Source organism: Haladaptatus rarus, from assembly GCF_054177585.1.
Window position 1 is genome coordinate 122,656 of sequence record NZ_JBPEHG010000006.1, and the last position, 24,796, is coordinate 147,451.

A 24,796-nucleotide genomic window follows, 5' to 3' on the forward strand; every position below is an offset into this window, starting at 1 on the left:
GATCACACCAGTTGAATTCGAAGGAAAACTCCTCTGGAGCGATGAGCTGTCACTGGGGAAATAATAATTACGGACCATTTTTGGCCACTGCAGCATTTGCGACGACATTTCCTGCTTGCATCAGTAAAACCGTCATCGTGAACAGGACGCCGATCATTCGGCGGTTCTCTGCGAGCCAGTCTGTGAGTTGTTGTCGTGCCATATGCATTCGGCCGTATTTTCCAGAATTTGAAGTAATTAACTAAATAGTGAGTGACTATGTAACCTTGTAGAAAGTCTGATAGTGGGTCAGAAAAAGGTCAGGAAGGACAGAAGAGAGCGTCAAATCAAAAAGGGAAAACGCTCAATCCTCTCGATTAAGAGCCTCTATCACCGGAAAAGGAATATATTCGAGTTATACTTCGAAAAGTATCTATTCGAGGGTGATGGCACCTGTCGTCGTGCCTTGAATCGCCCGGTACCCGTTAGGGCCGACCCACCACGGCTCTACCCGACCCGTTCCAGATAGTTCATCCACTGGAACCCTGACTGACGACCCGTTTTCGATCGGGAATCCCCACGCACCGCCATCAGGGCTGGCGAGAACGTATTCGCTGCTGTAGTCCCGATTGACCGTCACTGTAACCGAATACCCGCCGGTCCCCTTCAGCGTCAATTCGTCGGCCGGACGCCCGAACACGACTTCGTCAGTACTGGTATCGAGCTCCATGCTGAAATAGCCGATTTGGTAGTAGTCACGCCAGAAATCCCAGCGTTCCCAGTTCCTGAGCTTTCCGTCCGGTTCACACCATTCCAGAATCACGCGCTGATCGATGTCTATCCCTTCGACGACCGTTTCTTGCCCGGCGGTCGTCGGGAAATCGGCGTCGCCGCCAGCAACGTTCCATGCCGTCACGAAATCTGGTGCACGTCCTTCTTCATCGGTCGTTTGCGGGATGGTCGTGGTGTAGAGTGCTACCCAGCCGGTATTTTCCGGTGTGATGGCTGTGCCACCCGTATTCGAGATCGTGAGTGCGCGTGTGCTCGCATCGTGTGTGTAGTCGAGACGTGTATCTGGGTACATCGTGTTGTAGGGTGTCGACTGGCGAGCAGGCAACGCCGCTGGTGCACCGGCTGCTGATTGCGCGCTGTTTCGTCCGACGATTGGAAGTTGTGAGCCCGAACACCCTGCTAGTGAGCCAGCAGCTGCAGCACTAGACAGCGCAAGAAATGAGCGACGATTCATACACGTGATAGTTCAAATCTGAGTAATAAACCCTTCGTACGACCGATACCGAGAGAAGACCTTGTGGAGCTGAGTCGTGCTACTCCCTGGTGTGGCCGGATGTCACCGTTACGTCGAACGCCGCCGGGTCGGCGTCAGCGACCGCAGGAAGTTGTCGGAGCCGGGGACGCACGAGGAAGTACAGACCCGTGAATCCGAAGCCGAACGCGGCAAGCCCCATCGTCGTCGTTCCCAGTACCTCGGCGACGATGCCGCCGACCAGCGAGCCGAATGGCAGTGTGGCCCCCGAGGCAGTCCCCTTGATCGACGAGACGCGACCGAGGAGGTCGTCCGGAAACACCGTCTGATTCAGTGTCGACGTGAGCACACCGTTGATGCCTGCAGGTACCCACGCGATCCCGAACAAGATGACAGTGAACGCCGTCGACGACGAGTACACTGCGGCGAGCCAGCAGCACGCGGCCAGCGAAAAACCGACGACTCCCAGCCATCCATACGCAACACGTTCGAGATAGGGTGCGACGAGCGACCCGACGAGTCGGCCAATGCCGAGCGCACCGAGCAACAGGCCGTAGACGGCGGGGCCGCCGAGCGAGTCACCGAACGCCGGGAGAATGGCGAGGGTCACACCGATCGCCAAGTTGGACACCGCCGTCATGAACACCAGTTCGACGAAGACGGTCCCACGGAGTACGTCGATCCCTGCCCGTAGATCGCTGATGTACGAGCCAAACACTGACTCGGCAGACCCCTCCGGTTCTCTGTCCGTGGCGTCGGAGGTCGGTACGGCGATACCGGCGAACAGCAGGCCAGCGACGGCGAATGTGGCCGAGTCGAACAGGAACAGCGTCGTTGCGCCAAAGACGGCGATGAACGCGCCGCCCAGCGCGTCGAACACCATGTCCAGTCCGAGCGTGACGGTCGCAAGTGCGGAATTAGCCCGCGACAGTCGGGTGTCTGCCACGATGCGGGGGACGAGCGTCGTCTGCATCGGTGCCATCAACAGCGTCGCCAGCGTCAGCAGTGGGACTACCGCGAGCAAGACGCCGACGTTCAGCCGTCCTATCGCTGCGGCGAGTGGGAGCGCGAGGACGACGATACCTTGCAGAACTTGTGAGCCTACGAGGACGGGCTTGAGAGGAAGGCGGTCGACGATCGGCCCGGCGAGTATCTGTAAGAGCCACGGGAGCAACAGCAGCGCGTTCGCGATTCCGGTGAGGACGGTCGAACCGCTAAGTTCGAAGACGAGCCACAGGACGGCGACGGTGTAGAGGCTGTCCCCAGCGTTCGTCACGAATTGCCCGGTGAAGAAGCGCCGGAAATCGCGGTTCCGCCACAGCAATGGCTCTTCCCCGGCGGCGTCGGCTGTGGTCATCGACGACCACCCCCTGTGGTCGTCGATCGTGGTTCGAGCGGTCGTTTCGACCGCGAGCGATACAGCCGCTGTTCGAGAGGGATTGGGTGGTCGGTCTGCTGTTCGAAGGACGATGCGTGGTCGGGTGAGTTCTGGCTATGTGCCAGCGACTCATCTGATATCGACATTTGCGTGTGTGTTCGATCGGAGAATTGCGGCTACAGGACGTAGCAAAACGAACCCGAGTGCTGCGGCTATCGGGCCCGTCTCGCAGCGGGGGGCGCGAGCGGATCGAACACCGGACGACACGCAAACCGGCAGGTCATAGAACGCTTCATGCAAAGTGTGGATGACACCGTATATAGTTCTGATGGTACCGTGACACAACAATGCAGACCACTAGCTAATACCGGCCTGAGACGATCGATTATGGGGATCAATATGCTGTTCTTTTCGGACACGTCGAATCTCAGGATTATCGTGTGGTATACTGATGGGTCTCCGTCGAAGGGAATTCCCGCCGATGAATACGATGCCTCGGGACCATGCCCCGGTAGAGCGGTCGCTCGTCATCGGTCTGGTGCCTTTTCTTCGTCGATTTGCCTCCTGTGGTTGTCGAATCCTAGACAGCACTGACGGGGGTCACGGTAGGTCGGGTACTTCACCCCGCGAGGGGGTGTCGAGTGGTTGGTCGGTGTCGAGCGAACACTGGGTAGATGGCAGGCGGATAGACTGATTGGCACAACAACTCTTCTGTATCACTTCCGAGATCAATATTTAGCCGCTCTTTCTAGCGCCACGCACGACCAATTCGGCTCTATTGAAACCCCCAAGCGGTGATAGGTTTCAGTTACCGTGCTGAATAGAAGGCGCATTTCGGTCACTGGCCATCCGTCATCTACCGGGGAACCGGGAGTGATAGACACAAAGGAACGATGTACCGCTCAAACGAGCGTGTCGCGCAACGTGACCAACACGATGAGGCTCCACAGAAATACGCCGAATCCATAGAACAGGAGGATGAGACGGAGTGAGGTATCTGTATACGTGTGAGGCCACAGACCCGTGTCTTCAACCCCCATTAAGGCCTCTTCCGCGTTTTCGGCTCCGCTGGCATTCATCGGCCCCGTGGTTCCTCCGCCGAGAACAACGAGCAGAAGTCCGCCCCCTGCTAAAATGAGCATGAAGATTCCCGCATGTGTGGCGAGATATGTTGTTCCAACCGTGAGAAGACCGAGGAGACATGTATAGAGCAGAAACGGTTTCCAGAGAGGCTTAAGGTTCATGTGTGATCACCGTAGCAAGCCGTTGTATCACCAATAGTATATCCTTTGTGCCAGAGTGGTACACTCGCACGCTCATCCCCTTGGTATATTCACTACATCAAGTGTGAGATGAAATGTGTGGTTTGCGGAAAATAAACACTGAAATGAGTCAGCGATCGCCCTCGTCCAGTCGAGATGATACGGTCCAACATGGAGTGCTATACCGCAGCTCACGTCCTCGCCTTGCGTCCATTATGAAGTTAGTTTTCAGACGCTGCCCGAGTGGGTGGTTCCGGAGCAGGGGCGGGTGGCTCGTGTGAGCCAAAATCAGGGTGCGTCTCTTCCATCCAGATGTATACGACTGCTCCGGAGATGAACATCAAGAGTGCAGTCATGTAGAAGGCAGCTTCGGCGTTCACGAACTCCATCGAGAGTCCGATGAGGATTGCACCGACGCCGTAGCCGGAATCACGCCACATCCGGTACACACCCATCCCTGCCGACCGCCACGTCGGGTGTGCCGCATCGCCAGGCACGGTCATCAGATTTGGGTAGAGAAGCGCCATACCGAGTCCAGAAACAGCAGCCAGCACAGCCCACGGAAGATATCCTTCGACGAATACCATCCCGAGAACGCCGACTCCTGCGAGGAACATTCCCCAGATCACCGGCGGGCGGCGACCGATGCGGTCTGCAAGCCCGCCAGTCGCGATCTGAAGGAAGTACATCGCGCTGTGCACTCCCACAACGACACCGACTGCTGCGATACCGAGCCCCTGGCTCGTGAGATAGAGCGGCACTGCAATCCAGAACAATGTATCGACGAAGTTCTCGATATGGCCAGCCTGTGCAGCGGCGAACAGCGTCTTGTCACCGTAGGTCGCCCGCTTTAGCACCTCATTGAACGGCAGGTTCGCGTCGTGGTGGTCGTCATCGCCTTCAGCCTTGGCGTACTGGACGGTCTCCTCGATCAGGAAGACCGCGATCAGGAACGCCAGCACGACGACCACTGCAAGGAAGTAGAATGGTTCGGGCCTGAGATTCGTCTGGCCAGCGATGACGCCCGTAATCCATGCGCCGACAGCGACACCAGTGTAGCCGAACGCTTCGTCGATGCCGACCGCGAGCCCGCGCTGGTCAGGGCCTGCGAGGTCAATCTTTGCGTTGATCGCCATACTCCACGTCAGTGCCTGGTTGATACCCAGCAAGACGTTCCCGACCGTGATCCAGCCCCAGCTCGGCGCGAAGATAAGGATGAGGGGAAGAGGCAATGCGGTTACCCATCCAAGAATGAGCACTGGCTTCCGACCGTATTCCTCACCCCACTTCCCGGCGTAGAGGTTGAGCAGCGACTTGACGAATCCGAACGAGACGACGAACGAGCTGATGACGAACAGCGATTCGACGCCAAGTACGTCGCGGCCCAGCACGGGCACGACAGCGCGCTCGGATCCGATGGTCAACCCGGTAGCGAACACTAACAGGACGTGCAGCGAGAACTGCCCGAGGTGCTCGCGGATTCCCTGTGTGAGATCAGTTTCCTTGCTCATGGATTACTCCGCATTGGGGTCGTTGGTCAGTTCTCCGTAGACATCGATATTGGTGCTGTCCAGGATGTACCATTCGTCGAAATCCTCTCTGTGACGAATATCAAGTACGAGTAGGTCGTCTTCGTCGGCCTGTGGTCGTTCACCGCTTTCCTCGGGAGTGATCTCCGACATCAGTGTTCATCGATACGAGAAGTACTAGAATATAGGCACTGCCGGACATGACCGGCACCGTTAATCGACTTCGGCTCGAATACACCAATATGAGTCTCTACGAGGCCTCGTTCCGGGTCAAACACGAGTGTCCGTATCGAAAAATATCTGAACGCCACCCGGATCTCACGATCCGTGAGTGGTATCTGAGAGACTGCCAGGTGATCGAAATCACAGCTCCGGGATCGCCAACAGACGAACTACTCGAAGAGATCGACCACTTAGGGACGATTCTCCACAAGTCAGTCGACGAATCCGGTCTCCACGTCGTCACCCAATCCTGTCTCTGTTCACTGGAAGATTCCATCATCGAACGATTCGAAGAGTACAACTGCTTGTATCAGCCGCCGACCATTCATCGCCAGGGCTGGGAGCACTACACAGTCATCACATTCGACGAGAGCGATATCCGAGCGCTCCTTCGTGATCTTGAGGCCGATCGTGATATCGAGGTACTCTCGAAGACGACGATTACAGAACAACAGATTCCTCACAGTATGCTCGCCCCGGTCGATCAGTTGTTCGAGGACGTGACCGAACGGCAGATGGCGGCGCTTCGACTGGCGTTAGAGAGCGGATACTACGAACAGCCTCGCAAAACATCACTACGGGAGTTGGCTGACCAGACGGCGGTCGCTCGCTCGACGTACGAAGAGCACCTTCGGAAGGCGGAAAACAAACTCCTCACGAACGCAGGACAGTTCTTGCGACTGGTCACTGCGGCATCGAACGCTGATCCGTTGCAGGTAGAAAAGACGCGACGGACCGAACAGACTGCCAAGTGAACTACTAGAGAGTCGACCGGGACGAAGCGAAAAGACGTGTGTGTCGTCGTAACCGATACCGCCAACCGCTAGTTGGTTGTTGTGGTGGTCATGGTCGATGCCTCTTCGCTCCCGGCATCCATCGTAGTCACGAGGTCGAACGCTTGTGCTTCGTCGTCGGCTTCCAACAAACCGACCGCGAACGCTGACACGACCATGCCCCCCTCGAGCGTTACATCGAACGTCGCGACGGCCTCGTTCCCTCCGGCAGGTCGAACTTCGAGGGTGTACGACCCAGCAGGCACTTCGACGTAGTCACTGGCGTTGCCGAATTCGAGTCCCTCGACCAGGACGTCACCGTCTGCCGCGATATCGACTGCGGGTGCATCGGGTGAGAGATGAACCGCTCGCAGGCGAACCTGATCCCCCGATGGCGTCTCGTTGTCGTCGTCGAACAAGAACGCCTCGGGGCTATCGACCGTGCCTGCTGCCGCAATCGTGGAATCAGTGTTCGCTTCGAGCGTTACCTGTTCTTCGATAAGCGCACTTCCCTGTCCTTGCCCTGCGGGAGCGACCTGAACGGTGTAATCTCCCGGTTCGAGTTCGAGGTAGTCGCTTACACCTTTGAACTCCACTCCCTCCAGAACACGTTCTCCGTCGACGAACACGTCGACAGCCGGCGCGTCGGGAACGGCGTGGACGATCCGAACACGGGCGACCTCCCCGCTACTCGTCGTAGTCGTTTCTTGTGCGCTCGAAACCCCACCGAAAATGGTGAGTCCACTCACCCCGATGGTTCGTAGGACTCGTCGTCGTGTCTGTGTCATCTTCATTTCCCCCACGAGGGACACCACTGGTTGGTAAAAAAGAATTTTGCCCAACGGGTTCGACCGGGTTCACGTCGGTTTTGAGGAGTTATATGATCTGCCGGAGGAGGAATTTCACGACTTCAGTTGGAGACGAGGACTGGGTGGCCGAGTTACTGTGGAAGGTACCAGAAGCCATCGTGAGGGAGGACGTTCATAACGGTGAATTTGAGAGGAATCGAGTATGGATCAGTCGACGGAGACTGAGTGATCGCGCCCCTCGAGGATTCGGGGGCGTCACTGACCGCCACATGGGATCGTCGGAGTCGTAGCACCCTCTCCGGTACATCTCCACTGCGTACTAAATCCGACCCGAATACTTATATTAGCGGGGCCTAATATTAGGATGTGCTAAAATGACCGGGCAGAAGACAGACGAACAGTCAGCCGAGACACAGAGCCGGCTGAAGGCCGATTGTTGTTCGGTCAGCCATTCACACTCACTGACAGAGCAGGAGGTTGCTGCTGACGTCGATATCCTTGCAACCCTCGGCAACGATACCCGATACGAAGCGCTTCGACTCATCGCCGAGGCCGATGATGACGTCTGCGTCTGTGAAATCGAACCGGCACTCGGAGTAAGCCAGGGGGCGGTCAGTCAAGCCCTCTCCCGACTCTTCAGTGCCGGATTGGTTGAACGACGAAAAGAAGGGCGATGGCGATATTACACCGCAACACCTCGCGCAGAACGACTTCTGACAGTCCTCGACGACACGAGATCGTACGATAATGACTGATACCACACCATCCACCGATACGGACTGCGAGCGTCCCGACGCCGAAGAACAGCGCACTGCCGTGCGCGAACGATACTCGAGCATAGCAACGGAGTCAGCATCGTGTTGTGACGACACGAGTTCTTGTAGTGACTCACCAAGAGACACGTCGAAGAAACTCGGCTATTCAGACGACGATCTCGACGCCGTCGATGGGAACGCAAATCTGGATCTCGGCTGCGGCAATCCGACCGCGATTGCCAGCCTGGACGAGGGTGACACCGTTCTTGACCTCGGCTCTGGTGGTGGGTTCGATTGCTTCCTCGCGGCCCGTGAAGTCGGGACAGCCGGCCACGTCATCGGCGTCGACATGACGCCCGAGATGATCGAACAGGCCCGCAGCAACATCGAGACGAATGCTGCAACGAACGTCGAGTTCCGACTCGGAGAAATCGAACACCTGCCGGTCGCTGATGCGTCCGTGGACGTGATCCTCTCGAATTGCGTCATCAATCTCTCGCCAGCCAAGTCCCAGGTGTTCCGCGAGGCATACCGCGTCCTCCGACCGGGCGGCCGCCTCGCCATCTCGGATGTCGTCCTGACTACCAAGTTACCGACCGACATACAGGCGGATCCAGCGTCAGTGGCTGCATGTGTCGGTGGAGCCGCATCGATCCCAGCGCTCGAAACGATGTTGACCGAAGCTGGATTCACGGACATTTCCATCGAGCCGAAAGCGGACAGCGACGAGTTCATCCGTAAGTGGGACGAGGAACGTGATTTAAGCGACTACATCGTCGCAGCGACGATAGAGGGCGAGAAACCAGCAACGGCGTCCCAATCATAGCATGAAATCCAGTCCCGACAGTCACGGTCATGCGGATCAGAACATGCCGCCAACCGTCTCAATCGGCGGAGACACGACTAGATACCCGAAAATTTGACACCATAACGATGTTTAGGCCACCACTCGACCCGCGGGATCGTCCACTCATCGAACACCCCACGTGGCGAAGCGTCCTTGTGAGCTATACCCTCGTGGCTGCGATTCCCATACTGTTGTGGGTCGTAAGCCAACCGCTAACCGGCATCGTAGCCCTTGCGAGCATCGCCGGTCTGCTCACCGGCGGACGACGTGCCTACCGGCTGACCCGCTGCTTCTACGACTGCCAGGGATTCACGTTCAGCGTGGGGGGAAAGGCGCAGATTACAGTCTCACAGATTCCCACCGATGAAGCGAGTTGACTGGCAATCGAAGTCGTTTGCGTTGCTTTGGAGTCAGCACAACCGCCGAAACCATGCTCCGCTCCAGGAGACCACTGAGACAGTATGACCGTTCCTTCGGTAACCATCCAGAAGGCAGACGGAGAGAACATAGACCGTGTCGAAGCCATGTTGGAAGCGAACGATCTTCCGTATCAGGACGTACGAACGAAGCCGGAGAAGTTCTTTATCGCCTACTCTGATACGAAGTGTATCGGTAGCGGTGGTGTCGAAATATACGGATCCAATGGGCTCCTTCGATCCGTCGTGATCACCGCCTCGAATCGCGGACGGGGCTTCGGAACTGCACTGTGTGATGCGCTGGAAGACTATGCGCGAACCAACGGGGTCGTGCAGTTATACTTACTGACTGTGACGGCAGCAGCGTTTTTCCGACAGCGTGGATACGAAGAGGTGGTTCGGGAAAACGTTCCGTCGAGTATCAAACAGACGACCGAGTTCACGGACTTATGCCCGGATTCAGCAACTTGTATGAGAAAGAATCTTTGATCGTCGGCTTCACGCCCGCCCTTAAGCGTGGGATTCTCGCCACGAAATAAGATTGAACTCGCACTGTCGTTCAATTAATTCTTGGCTGATACCGAGACCGACTGAGACGAGGTGATCGCCGTGAAACCAGGTGATGGATACTTCGCGGGTATCTCGCTGACTACGTGGACGCCTCCACTCAAGTGCCACAACAGCGTCGATGGTGACTGCGGTATCGCCGAGTAACTGTACTACGTGCCTGGCCACTCGGGCTCTCGCTTATCGAGGAACGCATCGATACCCTCGTTCGCGTCGTCCGTGGTACACAGCGAGGCGAACTGCTCGTTCGAGTATTCGAGGGCGGTGTCATAGTCTAGATCGTTCATCACGTAATAGGCCTGCTTGCCCATCTGAACGGCGACCGGACTCTTCTCCGCGATTGACTCCGCAAGCGCGATTGCCTCCTCTTGGAGGTCCTCCTCGGGGACGACGCGGTTAACGAGTCCCCAGTCAAGTGCGGTCTCGGCATCGATGAGCTCGCCTGTCAGCAGGAGCTCGAGACACTGTTTCTGCGTAAGCGAGCGCATCAGCGGCACGGCAGGCCCCATACAGAATAATCCCACTTTGGGGGCGGTAGCGCCGAGTTTGGTTCCTTCCGCGAGTACTGCAAGATCGCAGGCGGCAACGAGGCCGATTCCGTTCGCGGCGGCGTGACCATGAGCTGCCGCGATGACAGGTGTCCGCATGTGTACGAGCGTTTGGAATGGCTTCTCCATCTGTCCGACCCATTTTTTATACTCCCGTTGGGTGTCGAAATCGCCGTGCTCGGTCAGGTCGATTCCCGCTGAAAACGCGTTCCCAGCACCGTCGATGATGATGGCTCGAACGTCATCATTCTCGTCGAGTTCCCGAAGAGCATCATCGAGCTCTTGGGCTAATCCCGTGCTGAATGTATTCATCGCCTTCGGGCGGTTAAGCGTGATCGTCGAGATATGTCCTTCGATGTCTACCGTGACTGCCTCGGAAGCCATATAAGGAATCACTCATCGGAACAAAATAATCGTTCAGGGGTAAGAGAACTACATCGACGAGGAAGCGGCTGACCAGTGCATGAGTACTCGTGATGCAGCCAGATGCCTCACTGTCGGAGTGGATCTTCTATCTCATATAAAATTTATATTTTTATCATTGAATTCAAGCTGTGAAGTGAATTTGCTCCAGTCGTGTCACCACCGCAAAACCACCAACTCACAGCCCTCTCCGAAACACACCCGGCTCAATACAGCTTCTTGCTCGCTCACTTCGCGGATGTCCAGCAGGCATTCGAGACGTGTTCGCGCAACTATCCCTCGACGGCACGATCAACAGAACGACTCGACACTGCCCGGATCACGCCCCCAATCGTTCGATAACATGCTGTCACATCACCAACGGCATGTGCCACGATAGGTTCTAGAAGAGATCCGTGAGTTCGGGGCGCTCGGAGAGCATCGACTGGTCGAGATAGAGCCGTACGAGACCGACGTCCCGGGCGTGGGACACTACCTCTTCGTACTCATCGCAGGAGATCGGGCGACTGATCTCCTCGTAGAAGTCCTCGGTTTTAGCCTTGTAGTACGGCTGATACTGGGCCATGATGTCGACGAACGTCTGCTCCGAGAGTTCTTCTGCGATGTACTCCATGATCCGTTTGGCATTCTCGACGTGGTTCGGCATGACCAAGTGGCGCACGAGGAGGCCCCCTGTCGCCAACCCGATGTCGTCCATCCGGAGGTCTCCCACCTGCCGGTGCATCTCCTGAAGCGATTCCGTGATGTTCGACCAGTAGTTTGGCGCCTTCGAGTACTTCGCTGCCGCCTGGTCGTCGGACCACTTCACGTCGGGCATGTATACGTCGACGATCCCCTCGAGTTGTTCGAGGATTTCCGCACGCTCGTACCCGCCACAGTTCCACACGATCGGGAGATCAAGCCCCCGATCTCCGGCGAGCTTGATCGCCTCCACGAGATGCGGCGAATGATGGGTCGGCGACACGAAATTGATATTGTGACATCCCCGTGACTCCAGTTCGAGCGCCATCTCGGCGATGTCTTCGGCTGTAGCGGGGTCGCCGTTGGCTTCGTGGCTGGTCTCGAAGTTCTGGCAGAAAACGCATTTCATGTTACAGTTGGCCAGAAAGATCGTCCCGCTTCCGTTGTGACCTTTCAGACAGTCCTCTTCGCCGAAGTGAGGGAAGTACGTCGAGACGTATGCGGTATCGTCGACCTGGCAAGTTCCCTTCCGGCCAGCGGTCCGATCTACGTGGCACTCGTAGGCACACAGATCGCAGTCAGCGTATCGCTCTCGGAGGCCGACGACCCGCTGCTCGAAGGCGTCGTCCGAGAGTTGCCGGTAATTCGGCGTTGAGACGGTCGAGTCAACGCTCATGTGACTACATCATGTGCCGCGTTACCATACATCTGTTGTCCCGGCGGTTCGTCCGTTGTACTCGCGACTACGTCCACTGTACTCACTACTATCAATCTGGCAAATTCAATCCCTGTCTTCAGCACGGTGCTCTTGACAGCGGTTCCGTAGTACGTTCAGTGATTGCTGAATACCGGTCGCGAATTCTGCAGTCATGCGTATGCGAAACGAGCCAACGTTCTTCAAAATGTTAGACGACCCTGCCGACCAGATGGTCAAAGAATACGTTCGTTATCGCCTTTTCGTGGCTCTCAGGCCCGGATGCAATCGACTCACCAGCCCGAAATAGCAATTCACGACCCGGGTGACGGTGGGGTCGGTGAGGCCACGCTTCGATCCGATGCTACCTGTCGGCATCTGCATCGGGAGTGGTCAGTGGGGACACTGCATCGTCGGGTTCGACGGGCTCGTCTACCTTTCGGGGTAGTCCTGCCGGTGCGTCCGGTGGCTGGTGTGGCTGTCCGTGTTCGTGGTCATCTCCTGGCGTGCTCACATCGGCCTCGAGAACTACCACGGAGAGTCTGATGACCGCCCATGGAAGGACGACGAGGAGGCTCACGGTTGCGACCCACGCGAGCAAGAGGAGCAAGAGTTCGACTGGCATACTGGTTCTCCTGGTCGTGGTGAACGAGTCTGGTGTCTGTGCGCTCAGAACGGTGCATGACTGAGCAAGGATGTGATGGTCTCGAACGTGAAGCCAAGGAGCATCGCTGGTGTGTGCATCGTGATTCTCTCCAGGTTGGACGTCGTTACTCGCCGCGATAAGTGTTTTCTGAAGAACATTTTAGACGGGTGCGTGTCTGGATTTCGATTCAGCCAGATGCGTGTCTCAACCACTCTTTAGCTAGAAATTCGAGGATTCAGAGAGTATACATGATTACATGTGGTACGCCAACTCATGACACACACGAGGAAGCGAGATGACCGGGGCGAATCACTGCTGGAAGCGGCTGTTGGCCCGCGCGCGACCGAAACGTTCGCCATCTTGGGGCACGAAACCCGGCTGGCGATCCTGGTCGCGCTCTGGGAAGCGTACGAACCGTTCGCAACGGAGAACACCGTCTCGTTCACGGAGCTGCGCAACCGGGTCGACATTCCTCAAGGCAGTCAGTTCACCTACCATCTCGATCAGTTGGTTGGGCACTTCGCCCATAAGACGGACGAGGGGTACGAGCTCCGGCGCGCTGGCCACCGGATCGTGCGGTCAGTCATCGCGGGCACGGGCATCGAAGAGTCATCACTCGCCCCGGTCGAGATAGACTTAGACTGTTATCTGTGTGGCGCTCCCACGATGGTTACCTACTACGACCAGTGGCTATTCTGGGTCTGCACCGAGTGCGACGGGAAGAAACAGGGCGATGTCCCGGAGGGGACGCTCGCGGCGGGGGAATTCGACCCGGCCGGCTTTACCGATCGGCGTCCTGCAGAAGTGCTCAATGCGGCCTGGACCGGAGGGTTGTTGCAGTTCGCGCTTGGAGGGGTCTGTGACGCGTGCTGGGGTCCGATGGACGGCTGGCTGCACGTGTGTGACGACCATGCGTCCGAGGGGGTGTGCCCAACCTGCGGGCGGCGAGACGCCGCGATGGCCCGCTTTCGTTGTTCCGTCTGCAAACAGCACCATCAGATGGTGCCATGGCGGCTCGTCATCAACCATCCCGCAGTGATCGCCTTCTACTACGACCGCGGTGTGCCCCTCCAGTACGAGGATGGGGTGAGTTTCCAACCGCGAATAGAGTTAAATCTCCAGGCGCAGCATGACCAGGAACTTATCGCAGAGAATCCCCCCCGAGTTAGAGTCACGATTCAGCACGAGGGTGCCCAGTTGCAGTTGACGCTTGATGAAGAGCTCAACGTTATCGAGGTAGACGAATCAGGCTGAGCCAACAATACCTTCCTCGCGAGCGTAGGCGATGAGGGCATCCGGGTGGAGAGGGCCGTCGTCCTCTGTCGAAGCATCGGTGACGCCATCGAATGTTCCGCTTCCAGCAACGTAGGCCGATGTGGCGACGGTGTACCGCTCGTCGGCGACAAGTGGGCCATCTTGCATCGTGACTTCCTGGAGGCCGTCCGTAGCCCAATCGACGGTCAGACCGTCGAAGTAAGCCCAGACGGGATTGTCGGGGTATTCGTCGGGGCGAATAGCGGAGTCTACCAGCGTCCAGAGTCGAGAGCCGTCGAGTTCGAGAACTGTGACGGGGGCCTCGAAGGGATAGAGGCCGCGTACTTCACCAACGGTGACGTCGCCAGCCAGCGGTGGGCCGGCACGGACGCCACCAGAGTCGATAACACCGACATCGGCGTCGACAACCCACCGTGTCGCCGCGGCGACGAATCTGGCGACCTGCGAGATACCGTCGTAGAGGTTCTGTTGCTTCCGCGGGACGGGGGTCTCGACTTGGGTGACGACCTCGTCGAGTCCGGTGCCTTCGCGGAGATCGCGAACCCGGTCGCCGACCGCCGTGTCGGGTGCCCAGTCCGGGACGTGGCGGGGGGCCACTTCCATGGTGTCGAGGTCGACGGCGTTGACGACCTGACCATTGGCTCCTGGCCGGACAATACGAGTGCCGTCCACGTGGTCGACGCGCTCAGAGTGGACGTGGCCGGCACACGCTACGTCTGCCGCGGTCTTCCGGGCAAGGGTGGTCGTCGTCTCGTCACCGACGTGCGCGAGGAGAACTACGTAGTCGCAGTCCCGTCGGAGGCGGTCGGTCACCTGTTGTGCCGCATCCACGGGGTCGGTGGATCCAACGCCGTCCAGCCAGTCGCCGATCGCGTCCGGCGCGGTGACGCCGGTGATGCCGATGCGCTCGTCGTTGCGTTCGACGACGATAGACCGCGGGACGTCAACGTCGGGGAGCGTGACGTTCGCTGATACCCAAGGCTGGGGCGATTTTTCGACGATGGTTTGGAGGGTGTCGGTGCCGAAGTCGAAGTCGTGGTTGCCGAACGTCTCTGCAGCAGGTCTGGCGGCTTCGAAGAACGGGAGTGCGTGGCGGCCCTCAAGTTCGTTCGCGATTGCGCCGGGGGCGAGAACGTCGCCGGACCCGACGACGACGGCGTCGGCAGGCGTCTGGAGGGCCGCCGCGAGCCGTGCGACGTGCTCGGGGCGGTCGAAGGCGTTCTCGATGTCGGAGTAGTGGAGGAGCGTCGGCATGTTACCTCTTTGTCGTGAACGAGGGGTCTTCAAAGTACGAGTTCAGACGAAACTGATTTCGGGACGATCGATGACCGCGATGGTCGCGTACGGATGCAGATACCACCACTCGGAAGACCGTCGTAACAGAAGCGCTGAGCACGATGATGGGGGTCACGCTCTCCGTCTATTGACAGGAATGAGTCAATCGGCCGATCGAGATCACTTTGATCCGGCATTACGAGTGGTTGTCGGATGATGGTATCTAGAAATCAAAGAGTGGAAACGCCTTAGCAACTGCCGTTCGTACTGGGGCGTGAACATGTACGAAAACATCTTACTCCCGGTTGATGGGAGCGAGGCCGCTGGCGATATTCTCCATCATACCGGTGAGATTGCTACCGTGACCGACGCGACCATCCATCTCCTGTTTGTCGCTGATACGTCGCGTGATAGCGTCACCGTCGTCGAAAACACCGTCGTCGATGCGCTTGTGCAAGAAGGAGCGGACATCGTTGCGGACGCGCGCAAAACACTAGACACACTTGGTGTCGAGTACGAGACCGATGTTGTCCAAGGGAACCCAGCCCCGACGATCGTCGAGTATGCCGAGCGATACGGCCATGACCTGATCGTGATGCCCACCAAGGGTCGTGAAGGGTTGGCACGATATCTTCGCGGCAGTGTCAGCGAGAAGGTCGTCCGGCTCTCGTCAGTTCCCGTCCTTACTGCCAGGATGGAACCTGACGAGCAACTGGTCTTTCCATACGAGAACATTCTGATTCCAACAGACGGGAGCGAAGCAGCGACACGCGCTGCACACCATGGGCTCGAACTTGCGGCGTCACTCGACGCAACCGTCCACGTTCTATCGGTCGTGGACGACACTTCATTTGGCCCCGACATCCGCTCGACGCTCTCAAAAGACAAACTCGAACAGGTAGCAACGGATTCCATCGATGACGTGCTGACGGCCGCCAAATCACGAGGGGTTACGGATGTCATCAGTCACATCGAACACGGTAAGCCTGCGGAGGAGATCCTCGCCAGCATCGCCCCAAACGAGACTCATGCTATCGTCATGGGCACGACCGGTCGCCGTGGGGTTGATCGAATCCTACTCGGCAGCGTTGCTGAACAAACCGTGCGAACTGCACCCGTTCCAGTGATTACGGTCGCTCGTCAGTGAACCGCCTCGGAGTCAAACTCCGAGGCACTCGGCCTGCTCCGCCTGTCGATATTCGGCAACGTCGCTTCGTCCGTACTCGACACGGTTTTGTGAGACGGTCTATAAGCAAAACGTATGATCGAGTTTCTCATTCAGAACAGAATTCCGCTTCGCTGTTCTGAATGGGCTTTCCGTCGCTCCCGATCGACTCCACATGGAGACGTGTCGGGTATCCACGACCCGGGAAACGAACCGATATCGCAAGGCGTCGGGGAGACCAACGATAGCTTCAGATGGAGTGCGAATAGACTACTAAACGCTCATACGCAGCGCCAAGGGAACCGATGGTAAATCTCATCTCCGTTGGTGGCCTGATCCTCGCGTTTTTCCTCGTGTTCATGAACGGGCTCTTCGTGGCCGCGGAGTTCGCGTACGTCAGAATTCGGCCGACTCAGGTCGAGGGGCTTGTCGAACAGGGTAAGTCAGGAGCAAAATTGGTTCAGGAAGCAATTCAGAATCTGGATGACTATCTTGCGGTGTGCCAACTCGGGATCACTCTTTCCTCGCTCGGTCTCGGGTGGATCGGCGAACCCGCCGTGGCGAACCTCATAGAGCCCGTTCTCGAACCGGTTATTCCCGCTGGAACGCTTCATCTCATCTCGTTCGCACTCGGGTTCGGGTTCATCACCTTCCTTCACGTGGTGTTCGGCGAACTCGTGCCCAAGACCTTCGGCATCCAGGAAGCAGAACGTATCTCGCTCATCGTCTCTCCGCCGATGAAATTCTTCTATTACCTGTTTATCCCAGGTATCATCGTCTTCAACGGCACAGCCAACTACATCGCCCGACTGGTCGGCGTCCCACCAGCCTCAGAGAGTGAGGAAACGCACTCCGAAAAAGAGATTCGAATGATCCTTACACGGTCACAGGAGAAAGGACACGTCGATATCGACGAGGTCGAGATGATCGAAAGCGTCTTCGATCTCGGCGATACGAACGCTCGTGAAGTGATGGTTCCACGACCGGACGTGAAAACGGTTCCTGTCTCGATGTCCCTCCCTGAAATCCGAACGCTTGCCGCCGACGGGAGTTACACACGCTATCTCGTCCTCGACGAGAACGGCGAGCAGCCGGTCGGATTCATCCACGTCAAAGACTTGCTCAGGGTAAGCGAATCGGACACCGATCATGACGACTCGCTCACGGCGCGCGACCTCGCACGTGACGTCCTCATCGTCCCCGAAACACGACGCATCGACAAGATTCTGGCAGAATTCCAGACACAAGAGGGACACATGGCCGTAGTCGTCGACGAGTGGGGCGTCTTCGAGGGAATCGTAACGATCGAGGACATCCTCGAGGAGATCGTCGGCGATATTCGAGACGAATTCGACACACGATCGCAGGAGCAGTCCATCGAGAAGCGCGCAGATGGGATGTATGCTGTCGACGGTGGTGTTCCCGTCCAAGAGGTGAACGATAGATTGGACACCGATTTCGAGAGCGAGGACGTCGAGACGATCGGTGGCTACGTATTCAGCCAGTTAGGGCGGGTACCCGAAGTTGGTGATCGGATCGAACGAGAGGGGTACGTCCTGGCGGTAGACGACGTCGAGAATGCTCGAATTGCACGTCTCATCATCGAGAAGGTACGACCAAATCAGACCCCCGAAGAACAGCCTTCAGAATAACGTAGCCACTCCACCAGTTGTCCAAGAGACAGTCGATTCTTCTAATATGACTAGGTAGTAAGCTACCAAGGCAGTCAGTGAAACGCCTGCTCGACGAACCGCAGTAGCTGCGATTTTGGGAGGTCCTCCATTCGGTCACACTAATTGGTGAATTTGTAACCTGCCGTAGATTTCAATATATCCGACGAAATTTATATACACGAGTGCGCGAAACGGTTGGTTAACATGGAACAGTCTGAGAGCGGGCTCAAGGGTTCGGCGGAGAGTACCTCCAAAGAGCGAACCCTTCAGGTACTATTCGAGGTCAAACTTTCTGATGACTGTTCCTGTCCACTCTCGAATCCGGAGTCGCAGGTCGAAAATGTTCACAATCAAATCGATGACGGAGTTTGTCACGCAGAGGTGACGGTCTGTGACGACAACGATGCCGCGCACGTGGTTCACACGACGAACCACACCGAGCGGTCCTGTCTCTGTCTCGCGTTTAGTGAAGTCGGGTGCGTCCCACGTATCGAAAGCGCTGACGGAGACGCCGTCCTCATCGAGACGTACGTTTCAGACCGCGAGGTCATCAGCGAGCTCATCGACCGCCTCAAATCCGTGGCCGAGCATGTCAGTCTACGGCGACTCACTGCCAGACGACGAGATGCGGCCGTCGAGTCGACTCCGACCACGGTAGACCTCTCACATCTCACCGCGAAACAACGGGAGGCAGCGACGATCGCGGTGAGCGAAGGATATTATCAGACACCTCGGCAGACGAACCTCGACGACCTCGCAGCGACGCTCGGCATCTCGAAGTCGGCACTTTCACAGCGGTTGAGTGCTGTCGAAGCGAAGTTAGCGACGGCCGTGTTCGATCCGTAGCAGAAACGACAGCCGTGGCGGCATCCCGTTGCCACATTGATGACGTAGTCACAGACGTCGTGAACGTTGAGCGCAGACTCCGAGAGAATCGCCTTGGTCGGGTCGGTCACTTGTCGGAGGTTTTCGGCCATCGTTTGGGGATATCTGGCCGAGGCTCGTGAAAGGATTATGCTGAATCTTCATCCGCGAGAACGGTTACTTACAGGATATCTTCACACTGGCGCTTATAAATGGCTTCATTATTCAGCGTACGCACTACCGAGTTCCGTTCCCACCTAGTAACTGTAGCCATGAACGACCCACAGCAGCCGAGATTGACGCCACTCCCCGAGTGGGAAGCGGAGGCATCGGATATTCTGGATGGCGTTGAGTACGACGCTGATCTGGGAATGCGAATGGCTCGTGACGCGATTCGCGTTTCGAACGGCGAGATGACTGACACAGAGTTCCACGAGAAGTATCACGAAGACGTGATGGCGGAGTTCGGCGAGGACAACCGACCGACCAAACCGGAGGGATTCGACGATGAGTGACTCGGATGGAGTCCACCGACGCGACGTATTGAAAGCCAGCGGTGCTGCAGCCGCACTCGGTCTCGGTGGCGGCGGGTACTTCGAGGCGCTCGTCAAAGGCGGGGACGAGCAGGCGTCGAAGCGTGACACAGGTCTCAGGAGTTTCGTCGGACAGAACGAGGTCACTCAGACGGTCTGTTCGCCGAACTGCCGTGGGAAGTGTCCGATCGACGTCCACGTTCGAGACGGCCAGATAAAGAAGATTGAGCCACATCCGCCGGAAGACGAACAGTACAAACGAGCCTGCGTGCTCGGACTGTCGCACACCCAGCGCGTCTACGACCCGACGCGGCTGAAGTATCCGATGAAACGCGCAGACTGGTCGCCGGACGACCCCAATCCCGAGGGCCGGGGTTCCGACGCTGAGTTCGAGCGCGTCTCGTGGGACAAGGCGCTCGACCTCGTCGCGAACAAGATGCAGGCGCTGAAGTCTAAGCACGGTGCAGAGAGCGTGCTCTTTCACGAGGGGTCGGGGAACTACGGACAGACAGGCAAGTCGTTCAAGCGACTGGCGTCGCTGTTCGGCGGGACGAGATCGGCGTGGGGAATCGACGCCAACGTCGGCCGCGGGTTCAACCGCGTCACCGGCCATGGCTTTTTCCTTCCGACGACAAACGAAGCTGAAGACTGGGAGAACGCCAATACGATCATCGTCTGGGGGTCGGATATCTTCTCCAGTCAGTTCCAGATGGACGCCTCGAAGGTGCTCGACGCGGTCGAAAACGGGGCGAAACTCGTCGTCGTCGACCCGGTGTACACGACGACGGCGTCGAAAGCCGACCTGTGGCTCCCCGTCAAGCCCGGAAAAGACGTGTATCTCATCCTCGCGATGATGCACACCGTCTTCGAAGAAGAGACGTACGACGCCGACTTCCTCCGGAAGCGGACGACCGCACCCGCACTGGTTCGCAAAGATACCGGCAAGTTGCTCCGGGCGACCGAAGTCCTCGAAGACGGAAGCGAGGGACAGGTCGTCACAATCGACGAAGTGAGTGGTGAACCGGTCGCACTCGAACCCGAGACGGAGGGCGCGTACGCACTCTTTGGCGAGGTCACCGTCGACGGTATCGAGTGTGAGACGGCGCTGACGAAACTCCGCGCACACGCCGCGGAGTACGCGCCAGCGAAGATGGCCAAAAAGACCGGCGTGGAGGCCGAGAACATCCGAACCGCAGCGCGCTGGCTCGCCACCCGCGGACCCGGTGGCATCGCGCCCAGCTACGCAATCGGGCGCTACACGCATGGCCACATCTTCGGGCAGGCCTACGCCATCATGCTGGCGATGACGGGCGACTACGGTCGCCACGGCAACATTCACGCGCATCACTCTGGCGGTGCGACGCTCAGCGCGGGCGACTGGGCGGCTCCGGAGAACGCCGACCTCGGTCCATCGATGTACTTCCCGGAGTATCCCGACGCGATAATCGACGGCGACCCGCACGAAGTCAGAGCCGTCTACTCCGTCGAGTCGAACATGATGGGGAACCAGTTCCCCGACCGGAAGCGCTTCCAGAAGGCGATCAAGAGTCTCGACATGTACGTGGTCGCGGACATGCACCACACGGACACCGTCCAGCATGCCGACATCATCTTCCCGGTTCCGCACTGGTTCGAACAGGAAGACATCATCTCGGGATGGGGGTCACACCCCCACCTCGGCTACCGACACAAGGTCCAAGAACCCCTCTGGGAGACCCAAGACGACTACTACGCCATCCGCGGACTCGCAGAGCGACTCGGATTCGGCGACCGCTTCCCGAAGACGAAGCGTGAGATGCTTCGAGAACTCGCCAGCAGGGACGACGCCATCGACTTTGAGACGCTGTTCACGCAGGGAACTCAACGGAAACAGACTGTCCCGGTCGTCAAATACACCGGCGAGTTCCCCACCGAGACGGGACGCATCGAAGTGTACGACGACGACGCGCCGAGCGAGAAGGGCGTCTCGTTCGAGGTTCCGCGTCCACTGGAAGATCGGACGGCAGAAGATCACAAGAAGGCCGAGGAGTATCCGCTGATGTTCATGCAGAAGCACAGTCGCTTCCGCATCCACTCGCAGTACGAGATGGTGAACTGGGCTCGCGAGATCAATCCCGAGCCACAGCTGGACATCCACCCGAAGGACGCAAAGCGTCGTGGTATCGACGACGGCGATTACGTCCGGGTGTACAACGATCGCGGCGAGATGGTCGTGAAAGCGAAGTACAACGAAGCGTTCCAGCCCGGACTGGTCAACACCGACCAGGGGTGGTGGTCTCGTGACTACGTCAAAGGCCACCACAACGACCTCACCCACAACGAGGTCAGCGAGATCGGACAGACGATGGCGTTCTACGACGTGCGCGTTGCGGTCGAACCCGCCCCGGACGACGTCGACGTCAGCAAGTACACGGAGGGTAACCCGAAGGGGTTCGGTGCCGCTGCTCCACCCGCTGGAGGTAGCTAAACATGACAAATTACGGCTTAGTAATCGATCAGGAACGGTGCATCGGCTGTCAGGCCTGTGCCGTCTCCTGTAAACAGGAGAACAACGTCCCCATGGGGCAGTACTGGAACCGCGTCCTCACCGAGGGTGGCGACAAGATAGATACCCCAGCCGGCGGCTATCCCGAGGACGGTCAAGAAGGCACACTGGGCATGAAGTACCAGCCGACGGCGTGTCAACACTGTGAGAACGCACCCTGTGTGAAGGTCTGTCCGGTCAACGCAACCTACACCAGAGACGACGGAATCGTCGAAATAGACTACGACAAGTGTATCGGCTGTCGATACTGCATGGCCGCCTGCCCGTACAACGCTCGCGTGTTCAACTGGGACGAGCCCGAACACATGCCTGCGGAGGGAACGGGAGACGTTCCCGCCCGCCCGAAGGGTGTCGTCGAGAAATGTACGTTCTGTAGCCACCGCGTCGACGAAGGACTCGACCCCGCCTGCGTGGTGAACTGCCCAGCCGACGCGCGTATCTTCGGCGACCTCGACGAGGAGACAAGCACCGTCTCGAAGTATATCAACAAGTACCAGACGAATCAGTTGCTCGAAGACCGTGGGACGAAGCCCAAGACGTACTACATCCGTGGTGAGATGAGTCCGGGCCGTCCCCAGACCAGCGACAAACTGGAGAGTGAACTCGACGACGTCTCGCCGTTTTCGGACGGCTCCGACGACGTACCGTCTGATCCAAATAACAATGCGGGTGGTACGACGGACGGCGGGAGCCACTCGCTTGACGGCGGTGCAATGCCACACGTTCCTTCCGTTACATCGGGAGGTGACGACTGATGACAACGAAAGCTGAGTCATCGCGGATTGCGATCCCCACCTTCAGCGCGAAGGGGAAACTCTGGCTCGGCCTGCTCGGGACGCTCATCGTCGCTGGGCTGGCCGCGTGGGGGTACCAACTCACGACGGGACTGATCGCCACGGGGATGCGAAACGTCTTCTCGTGGGGGCTGTACATCATGATGTTCGTCCTGTTCGTCGGGCTGTCGGCGGGTGGACTCATCATTTCGAGCGCGCCGAAGTTCTTCCACTCGCACCGCTACGAGGGGTTCGCCCGACTCGGCGTGCTGGTGAGCCTCGCGTGTATCACCGTCGCAGGGCTGCTCATCCTGCCGGACATCGGCCGGCCCGAGCGACTGTACCAGTTCTTCACCACGCCGGACTTTCGCTCGCCGATGGTGTGGGACTTCGGTATCGTCATGCTGTATGGCCTGCTCAACCTCTGGTATCTGTGGCTCTTGACGCGACGCGACTTGGCCGCGAAGGGGTCGAAGCTGGCGCTCGGCGTTGAAGACACCGAAGCCGGCCGTGAGCGTGACCGCACGCTCATGTTCTGGACGGCGGCACTCGCCCTGCCGACTGCCGTCGCGCTTCACTCGGTGACAGGGTGGATCTTCGCGACGCAGATCGGACGCGGCGACTGGTTCAGTCCACTCGTCGCCCCTGTGTTCATCGCGAAAGCGCTTGTCTCGGGACTCGGTTTGTTGCTCGTCGTGTCCGTCCTCGCAGACCGGTTCACTCGGTTCCGGGTGGATCGTGAAGAGCTTGTGAGCCTCGGCAAAGTGCTCGGCATCTTCCTCGCGTTCCACGTGGTTTACCTGCTCGCGGCTGAACGACTACCACACGCGTGGGCCGACCACTTCGAGTTCTGGGCCATTACGGAGAGCTTCCTCATCGGTGAGTCGACGTACTTCTGGCTGTGGACGGTCGTCGGCGGGGCACTCCCACTCGTCATGCTCGCGATCCCTTCGTTGCGAAAGCGCGTGTCAGTCATCTTCACCGCCGGTGCACTGGCGGTCTTCGGTACGATGTTCGAGGGAATCCGGCTCGTGTTCACGGGCTACGACGTTGCCAACATCGATGCCGCACCGGGTATCTCCCTCGGTGGGACGTACTCGGGCATCACGACCGACATCTGGGCGACGGCAGGAGCGTACGCGCCGACGGTAGTCGAAATCGTGGTCACGCTGGGTATCGTCGCCTTCGGTGCCCTCATCGTCACACTCGGCTTGAAATACTTGCCGATTCAGCAGCTCAATGGACAGCAATCGTACGTGACCGACGGCGGCGAACAGGAGAACGCATGAGCGACCAGACTGACACTGCGACGGAACGCAGCCTGCCGGCCGAAATCGACGTCGAAACTGACGCTCCCCGGTCGGACGTCGCAGCGACCTACGCAGTCCTCGCCGCGTGTTGGCGAGAACCGTCCGAGCGATTGGTCGAGGTCGCCGAAGAGGGAGAACTCGAACCGGTGGTCGGCACCCTCGACACTGTGGACGTCCACGACCTCCGCACCGAATACACCCGGTTGTTCATCGGGCCAGCGGGACCACCGTGTCCGCCCTACGAGAGCGTCTACCGCGACAGGGAGGACGGCGACGAGTTCGGACCGGTCAACGGGCCAGCGACGGTTGCTATCAGACGGTGGTATCAGGAGTTCGGTGTCCACCCGGCACCAGACCACTCTGACCTGCCGGATCACATCGCGACCGAACTGGAGTTCGCTGCCTACCTCGCCGATGAGGGGGTACCTGAACAACTCGACCAGTTCCTCGACGAACATCTCCGAGCCTGGACCGACGCGTTTCTGACGCAGGTCAAGGCCGAGACGCGCGAGAAGTTCTACGCCGCGCTGGTGAGGACGACCCGCGAGGTGCTACTACGGTAGACCGCCTCCGGAGTGCTGGTCGCGGAT

The 24,796-nt window shown here is 58.3% G+C and carries 26 protein-coding genes; 15 read left to right on the plus strand and 11 right to left on the minus strand.

What is annotated here, in order from left to right:
• Positions 1–67 precede the first annotated feature (67 nt).
• From ACR3FE_RS15030 to ACR3FE_RS15055, 6 genes are all read right to left on the minus strand, one after another.
• Positions 68–202: a DUF7503 family protein gene (locus ACR3FE_RS15030; RefSeq protein ID WP_458207985.1), complete on the minus strand. Its 135-nt coding sequence runs from the start codon at positions 200–202 to the stop codon at positions 68–70.
• Between the two features lie 210 nt (positions 203–412).
• Positions 413–1,225, minus strand: a complete 813-nt coding sequence (locus ACR3FE_RS15035) for a hypothetical protein (protein ID WP_458207986.1) — start codon at positions 1,223–1,225, stop codon at positions 413–415.
• 79 nt (positions 1,226–1,304) lie between these two features.
• Complete coding sequence (locus ACR3FE_RS15040) at positions 1,305–2,600, minus strand: MFS transporter (RefSeq protein WP_458207988.1); 1,296 nt, start codon at positions 2,598–2,600, stop codon at positions 1,305–1,307.
• Positions 2,601–3,523: 923 nt separating this feature from the next.
• Positions 3,524–3,865: a DUF8070 family membrane protein gene (locus ACR3FE_RS15045; protein ID WP_458207989.1), complete on the minus strand. Its 342-nt coding sequence runs from the start codon at positions 3,863–3,865 to the stop codon at positions 3,524–3,526.
• Between the two features lie 239 nt (positions 3,866–4,104).
• Entirely contained in the window at positions 4,105–5,394 is a 1,290-nt protein-coding gene (locus tag ACR3FE_RS15050) for an MFS transporter (RefSeq protein ID WP_458207990.1), read from the minus strand.
• A 3-nt stretch (positions 5,395–5,397) separates the two neighbouring features.
• Positions 5,398–5,565, minus strand: a complete 168-nt coding sequence (locus ACR3FE_RS15055; RefSeq protein ID WP_458207991.1) for a hypothetical protein — start codon at positions 5,563–5,565, stop codon at positions 5,398–5,400.
• 89 nt (positions 5,566–5,654) lie between these two features.
• On the opposite strand from ACR3FE_RS15055, the gene ACR3FE_RS15060 reads away from it, so the two are divergent.
• On the plus strand, positions 5,655–6,389 hold the full coding sequence (locus ACR3FE_RS15060) for a helix-turn-helix domain-containing protein (protein WP_458207992.1): 735 nt from the start codon (positions 5,655–5,657) through the stop codon (positions 6,387–6,389).
• A 68-nt stretch (positions 6,390–6,457) separates the two neighbouring features.
• Here the strand turns inward: ACR3FE_RS15060 and ACR3FE_RS15065 are convergent, their stop codons facing one another.
• Entirely contained in the window at positions 6,458–7,195 is a 738-nt protein-coding gene (locus tag ACR3FE_RS15065) for a DUF4397 domain-containing protein (protein WP_458207994.1), read from the minus strand.
• 395 nt (positions 7,196–7,590) lie between these two features.
• Here ACR3FE_RS15065 and ACR3FE_RS15070 point away from each other — a divergent pair, with 395 nt between their 5' ends.
• The 4 genes from ACR3FE_RS15070 (at position 7,591) to arsN2 (ending at position 9,723) form a co-directional block, all read left to right on the plus strand.
• Positions 7,591–7,971 carry an ArsR/SmtB family transcription factor gene (locus tag ACR3FE_RS15070; protein ID WP_458207995.1) on the plus strand — a complete coding sequence of 127 codons (381 nt, stop codon included), beginning with the start codon at positions 7,591–7,593 and terminating at the stop codon, positions 7,969–7,971.
• Entirely contained in the window at positions 7,964–8,797 is an 834-nt protein-coding gene (locus ACR3FE_RS15075; RefSeq protein ID WP_458207998.1) for an arsenite methyltransferase, read from the plus strand. The genes ACR3FE_RS15070 and ACR3FE_RS15075 overlap by 8 nt, the downstream gene beginning before the upstream one ends.
• Before the next feature lie 107 nt (positions 8,798–8,904).
• Entirely contained in the window at positions 8,905–9,195 is a 291-nt protein-coding gene (locus ACR3FE_RS15080; RefSeq protein ID WP_458208000.1) for a hypothetical protein, read from the plus strand.
• Positions 9,196–9,279: 84 nt separating this feature from the next.
• Positions 9,280–9,723, plus strand: a complete 444-nt coding sequence (gene arsN2, locus ACR3FE_RS15085; protein ID WP_458208001.1) for an arsenic resistance N-acetyltransferase ArsN2 — start codon at positions 9,280–9,282, stop codon at positions 9,721–9,723.
• Positions 9,724–9,953: 230 nt separating this feature from the next.
• On the opposite strand, the gene ACR3FE_RS15090 is transcribed toward arsN2, so the two are convergent.
• Entirely contained in the window at positions 9,954–10,733 is a 780-nt protein-coding gene (locus ACR3FE_RS15090) for an enoyl-CoA hydratase/isomerase family protein (RefSeq protein WP_458208003.1), read from the minus strand.
• 192 nt (positions 10,734–10,925) lie between these two features.
• On the opposite strand from ACR3FE_RS15090, the gene ACR3FE_RS15095 reads away from it, so the two are divergent.
• Positions 10,926–11,114, plus strand: coding sequence for a hypothetical protein (locus ACR3FE_RS15095; RefSeq protein WP_458208004.1), 189 nt, complete (start codon positions 10,926–10,928; stop codon positions 11,112–11,114).
• A 40-nt stretch (positions 11,115–11,154) separates the two neighbouring features.
• Here ACR3FE_RS15095 and ACR3FE_RS15100 read toward each other — a convergent pair whose 3' ends face one another.
• Both ACR3FE_RS15100 and ACR3FE_RS15105 read right to left on the minus strand, forming a co-directional pair.
• On the minus strand, positions 11,155–12,129 hold the full coding sequence (locus ACR3FE_RS15100; RefSeq protein WP_458208006.1) for a radical SAM protein: 975 nt from the start codon (positions 12,127–12,129) through the stop codon (positions 11,155–11,157).
• A gap of 382 nt (positions 12,130–12,511) precedes the next feature.
• Complete coding sequence (locus tag ACR3FE_RS15105) at positions 12,512–12,772, minus strand: hypothetical protein (protein WP_458208007.1); 261 nt, start codon at positions 12,770–12,772, stop codon at positions 12,512–12,514.
• A 294-nt stretch (positions 12,773–13,066) separates the two neighbouring features.
• On the opposite strand from ACR3FE_RS15105, the gene ACR3FE_RS15110 reads away from it, so the two are divergent.
• Positions 13,067–14,047, plus strand: coding sequence for a winged helix-turn-helix domain-containing protein (locus ACR3FE_RS15110; RefSeq protein WP_458208009.1), 981 nt, complete (start codon positions 13,067–13,069; stop codon positions 14,045–14,047).
• Here ACR3FE_RS15110 and ACR3FE_RS15115 read toward each other — a convergent pair.
• Positions 14,039–15,322 carry a bifunctional metallophosphatase/5'-nucleotidase gene (locus ACR3FE_RS15115; RefSeq protein WP_458208010.1) on the minus strand — a complete coding sequence of 428 codons (1,284 nt, stop codon included), beginning with the start codon at positions 15,320–15,322 and terminating at the stop codon, positions 14,039–14,041. The genes ACR3FE_RS15110 and ACR3FE_RS15115 overlap by 9 nt on opposite strands.
• Positions 15,323–15,623: 301 nt before the next feature.
• Here ACR3FE_RS15115 and ACR3FE_RS15120 point away from each other — a divergent pair, with 301 nt between their 5' ends.
• The 8 genes from ACR3FE_RS15120 (at position 15,624) to ACR3FE_RS15155 (ending at position 24,769) form a co-directional block, all read left to right on the plus strand.
• Positions 15,624–16,490 carry a universal stress protein gene (locus ACR3FE_RS15120; RefSeq protein ID WP_458208011.1) on the plus strand — a complete coding sequence of 289 codons (867 nt, stop codon included), beginning with the start codon at positions 15,624–15,626 and terminating at the stop codon, positions 16,488–16,490.
• 323 nt (positions 16,491–16,813) lie between these two features.
• Positions 16,814–18,160, plus strand: coding sequence for a hemolysin family protein (locus ACR3FE_RS15125; RefSeq protein ID WP_458208012.1), 1,347 nt, complete (start codon positions 16,814–16,816; stop codon positions 18,158–18,160).
• Between the two features lie 225 nt (positions 18,161–18,385).
• Positions 18,386–19,027 carry a helix-turn-helix domain-containing protein gene (locus tag ACR3FE_RS15130; protein WP_458208013.1) on the plus strand — a complete coding sequence of 214 codons (642 nt, stop codon included), beginning with the start codon at positions 18,386–18,388 and terminating at the stop codon, positions 19,025–19,027.
• A gap of 290 nt (positions 19,028–19,317) precedes the next feature.
• Positions 19,318–19,560: a 4Fe-4S ferredoxin N-terminal domain-containing protein gene (locus ACR3FE_RS15135; RefSeq protein WP_458208015.1), complete on the plus strand. Its 243-nt coding sequence runs from the start codon at positions 19,318–19,320 to the stop codon at positions 19,558–19,560.
• Positions 19,553–22,045, plus strand: coding sequence for a molybdopterin-dependent oxidoreductase (locus tag ACR3FE_RS15140; protein ID WP_458208016.1), 2,493 nt, complete (start codon positions 19,553–19,555; stop codon positions 22,043–22,045). The genes ACR3FE_RS15135 and ACR3FE_RS15140 overlap by 8 nt, the downstream gene beginning before the upstream one ends.
• Positions 22,046–22,047: 2 nt before the next feature.
• A complete protein-coding gene (gene dsrO, locus ACR3FE_RS15145) occupies positions 22,048–22,878 on the plus strand; it encodes a sulfate reduction electron transfer complex DsrMKJOP subunit DsrO (RefSeq protein ID WP_458208017.1) in 831 nt (276 codons plus the stop codon).
• Positions 22,878–24,185, plus strand: coding sequence for an NrfD/PsrC family molybdoenzyme membrane anchor subunit (gene nrfD, locus ACR3FE_RS15150; RefSeq protein ID WP_458208018.1), 1,308 nt, complete (start codon positions 22,878–22,880; stop codon positions 24,183–24,185). Before dsrO ends, nrfD begins: the two co-directional genes overlap by 1 nt.
• The gene (locus tag ACR3FE_RS15155) at positions 24,182–24,769 is read left to right on the plus strand and encodes a TorD/DmsD family molecular chaperone (protein ID WP_458208019.1); all 588 of its coding nucleotides are present in this window, start codon (positions 24,182–24,184) and stop codon (positions 24,767–24,769) included. Before nrfD ends, ACR3FE_RS15155 begins: the two co-directional genes overlap by 4 nt.
• Positions 24,770–24,796: the final 27 nt, after the last annotated feature.

Bases quoted from the DNA above. Each gene is read 5' to 3' on its own strand.
- ACR3FE_RS15030 (WP_458207985.1), bottom strand. From the start codon at position 202: ATGGCACGACAACAACTCACAGACTGGCTCGCAGAGAACCGCCGAATG.
- ACR3FE_RS15035 (WP_458207986.1), bottom strand. From the start codon at position 1,225: ATGAATCGTCGCTCATTTCTTGCGCTGTCTAGTGCTGCAGCTGCTGGC.
- ACR3FE_RS15040 (WP_458207988.1), bottom strand. From the start codon at position 2,600: ATGACCACAGCCGACGCCGCCGGGGAAGAGCCATTGCTGTGGCGGAAC.
- ACR3FE_RS15045 (WP_458207989.1), bottom strand. From the start codon at position 3,865: ATGAACCTTAAGCCTCTCTGGAAACCGTTTCTGCTCTATACATGTCTC.
- ACR3FE_RS15050 (WP_458207990.1), bottom strand. From the start codon at position 5,394: ATGAGCAAGGAAACTGATCTCACACAGGGAATCCGCGAGCACCTCGGG.
- ACR3FE_RS15055 (WP_458207991.1), bottom strand. From the start codon at position 5,565: ATGTCGGAGATCACTCCCGAGGAAAGCGGTGAACGACCACAGGCCGAC.
- ACR3FE_RS15060 (WP_458207992.1), top strand. From the start codon at position 5,655: ATGAGTCTCTACGAGGCCTCGTTCCGGGTCAAACACGAGTGTCCGTAT.
- ACR3FE_RS15065 (WP_458207994.1), bottom strand. From the start codon at position 7,195: ATGACACAGACACGACGACGAGTCCTACGAACCATCGGGGTGAGTGGA.
- ACR3FE_RS15070 (WP_458207995.1), top strand. From the start codon at position 7,591: ATGACCGGGCAGAAGACAGACGAACAGTCAGCCGAGACACAGAGCCGG.
- ACR3FE_RS15075 (WP_458207998.1), top strand. From the start codon at position 7,964: ATGACTGATACCACACCATCCACCGATACGGACTGCGAGCGTCCCGAC.
- ACR3FE_RS15080 (WP_458208000.1), top strand. From the start codon at position 8,905: ATGTTTAGGCCACCACTCGACCCGCGGGATCGTCCACTCATCGAACAC.
- arsN2 (WP_458208001.1), top strand. From the start codon at position 9,280: ATGACCGTTCCTTCGGTAACCATCCAGAAGGCAGACGGAGAGAACATA.
- ACR3FE_RS15090 (WP_458208003.1), bottom strand. From the start codon at position 10,733: ATGGCTTCCGAGGCAGTCACGGTAGACATCGAAGGACATATCTCGACG.
- ACR3FE_RS15100 (WP_458208006.1), bottom strand. From the start codon at position 12,129: ATGAGCGTTGACTCGACCGTCTCAACGCCGAATTACCGGCAACTCTCG.
- ACR3FE_RS15105 (WP_458208007.1), bottom strand. From the start codon at position 12,772: ATGCCAGTCGAACTCTTGCTCCTCTTGCTCGCGTGGGTCGCAACCGTG.
- ACR3FE_RS15110 (WP_458208009.1), top strand. From the start codon at position 13,067: ATGACACACACGAGGAAGCGAGATGACCGGGGCGAATCACTGCTGGAA.
- ACR3FE_RS15115 (WP_458208010.1), bottom strand. From the start codon at position 15,322: ATGCCGACGCTCCTCCACTACTCCGACATCGAGAACGCCTTCGACCGC.
- ACR3FE_RS15120 (WP_458208011.1), top strand. From the start codon at position 15,624: ATGTACGAAAACATCTTACTCCCGGTTGATGGGAGCGAGGCCGCTGGC.
- ACR3FE_RS15125 (WP_458208012.1), top strand. From the start codon at position 16,814: ATGGTAAATCTCATCTCCGTTGGTGGCCTGATCCTCGCGTTTTTCCTC.
- ACR3FE_RS15130 (WP_458208013.1), top strand. From the start codon at position 18,386: ATGGAACAGTCTGAGAGCGGGCTCAAGGGTTCGGCGGAGAGTACCTCC.
- ACR3FE_RS15135 (WP_458208015.1), top strand. From the start codon at position 19,318: ATGAACGACCCACAGCAGCCGAGATTGACGCCACTCCCCGAGTGGGAA.
- ACR3FE_RS15140 (WP_458208016.1), top strand. From the start codon at position 19,553: ATGAGTGACTCGGATGGAGTCCACCGACGCGACGTATTGAAAGCCAGC.
- dsrO (WP_458208017.1), top strand. From the start codon at position 22,048: ATGACAAATTACGGCTTAGTAATCGATCAGGAACGGTGCATCGGCTGT.
- nrfD (WP_458208018.1), top strand. From the start codon at position 22,878: ATGACAACGAAAGCTGAGTCATCGCGGATTGCGATCCCCACCTTCAGC.
- ACR3FE_RS15155 (WP_458208019.1), top strand. From the start codon at position 24,182: ATGAGCGACCAGACTGACACTGCGACGGAACGCAGCCTGCCGGCCGAA.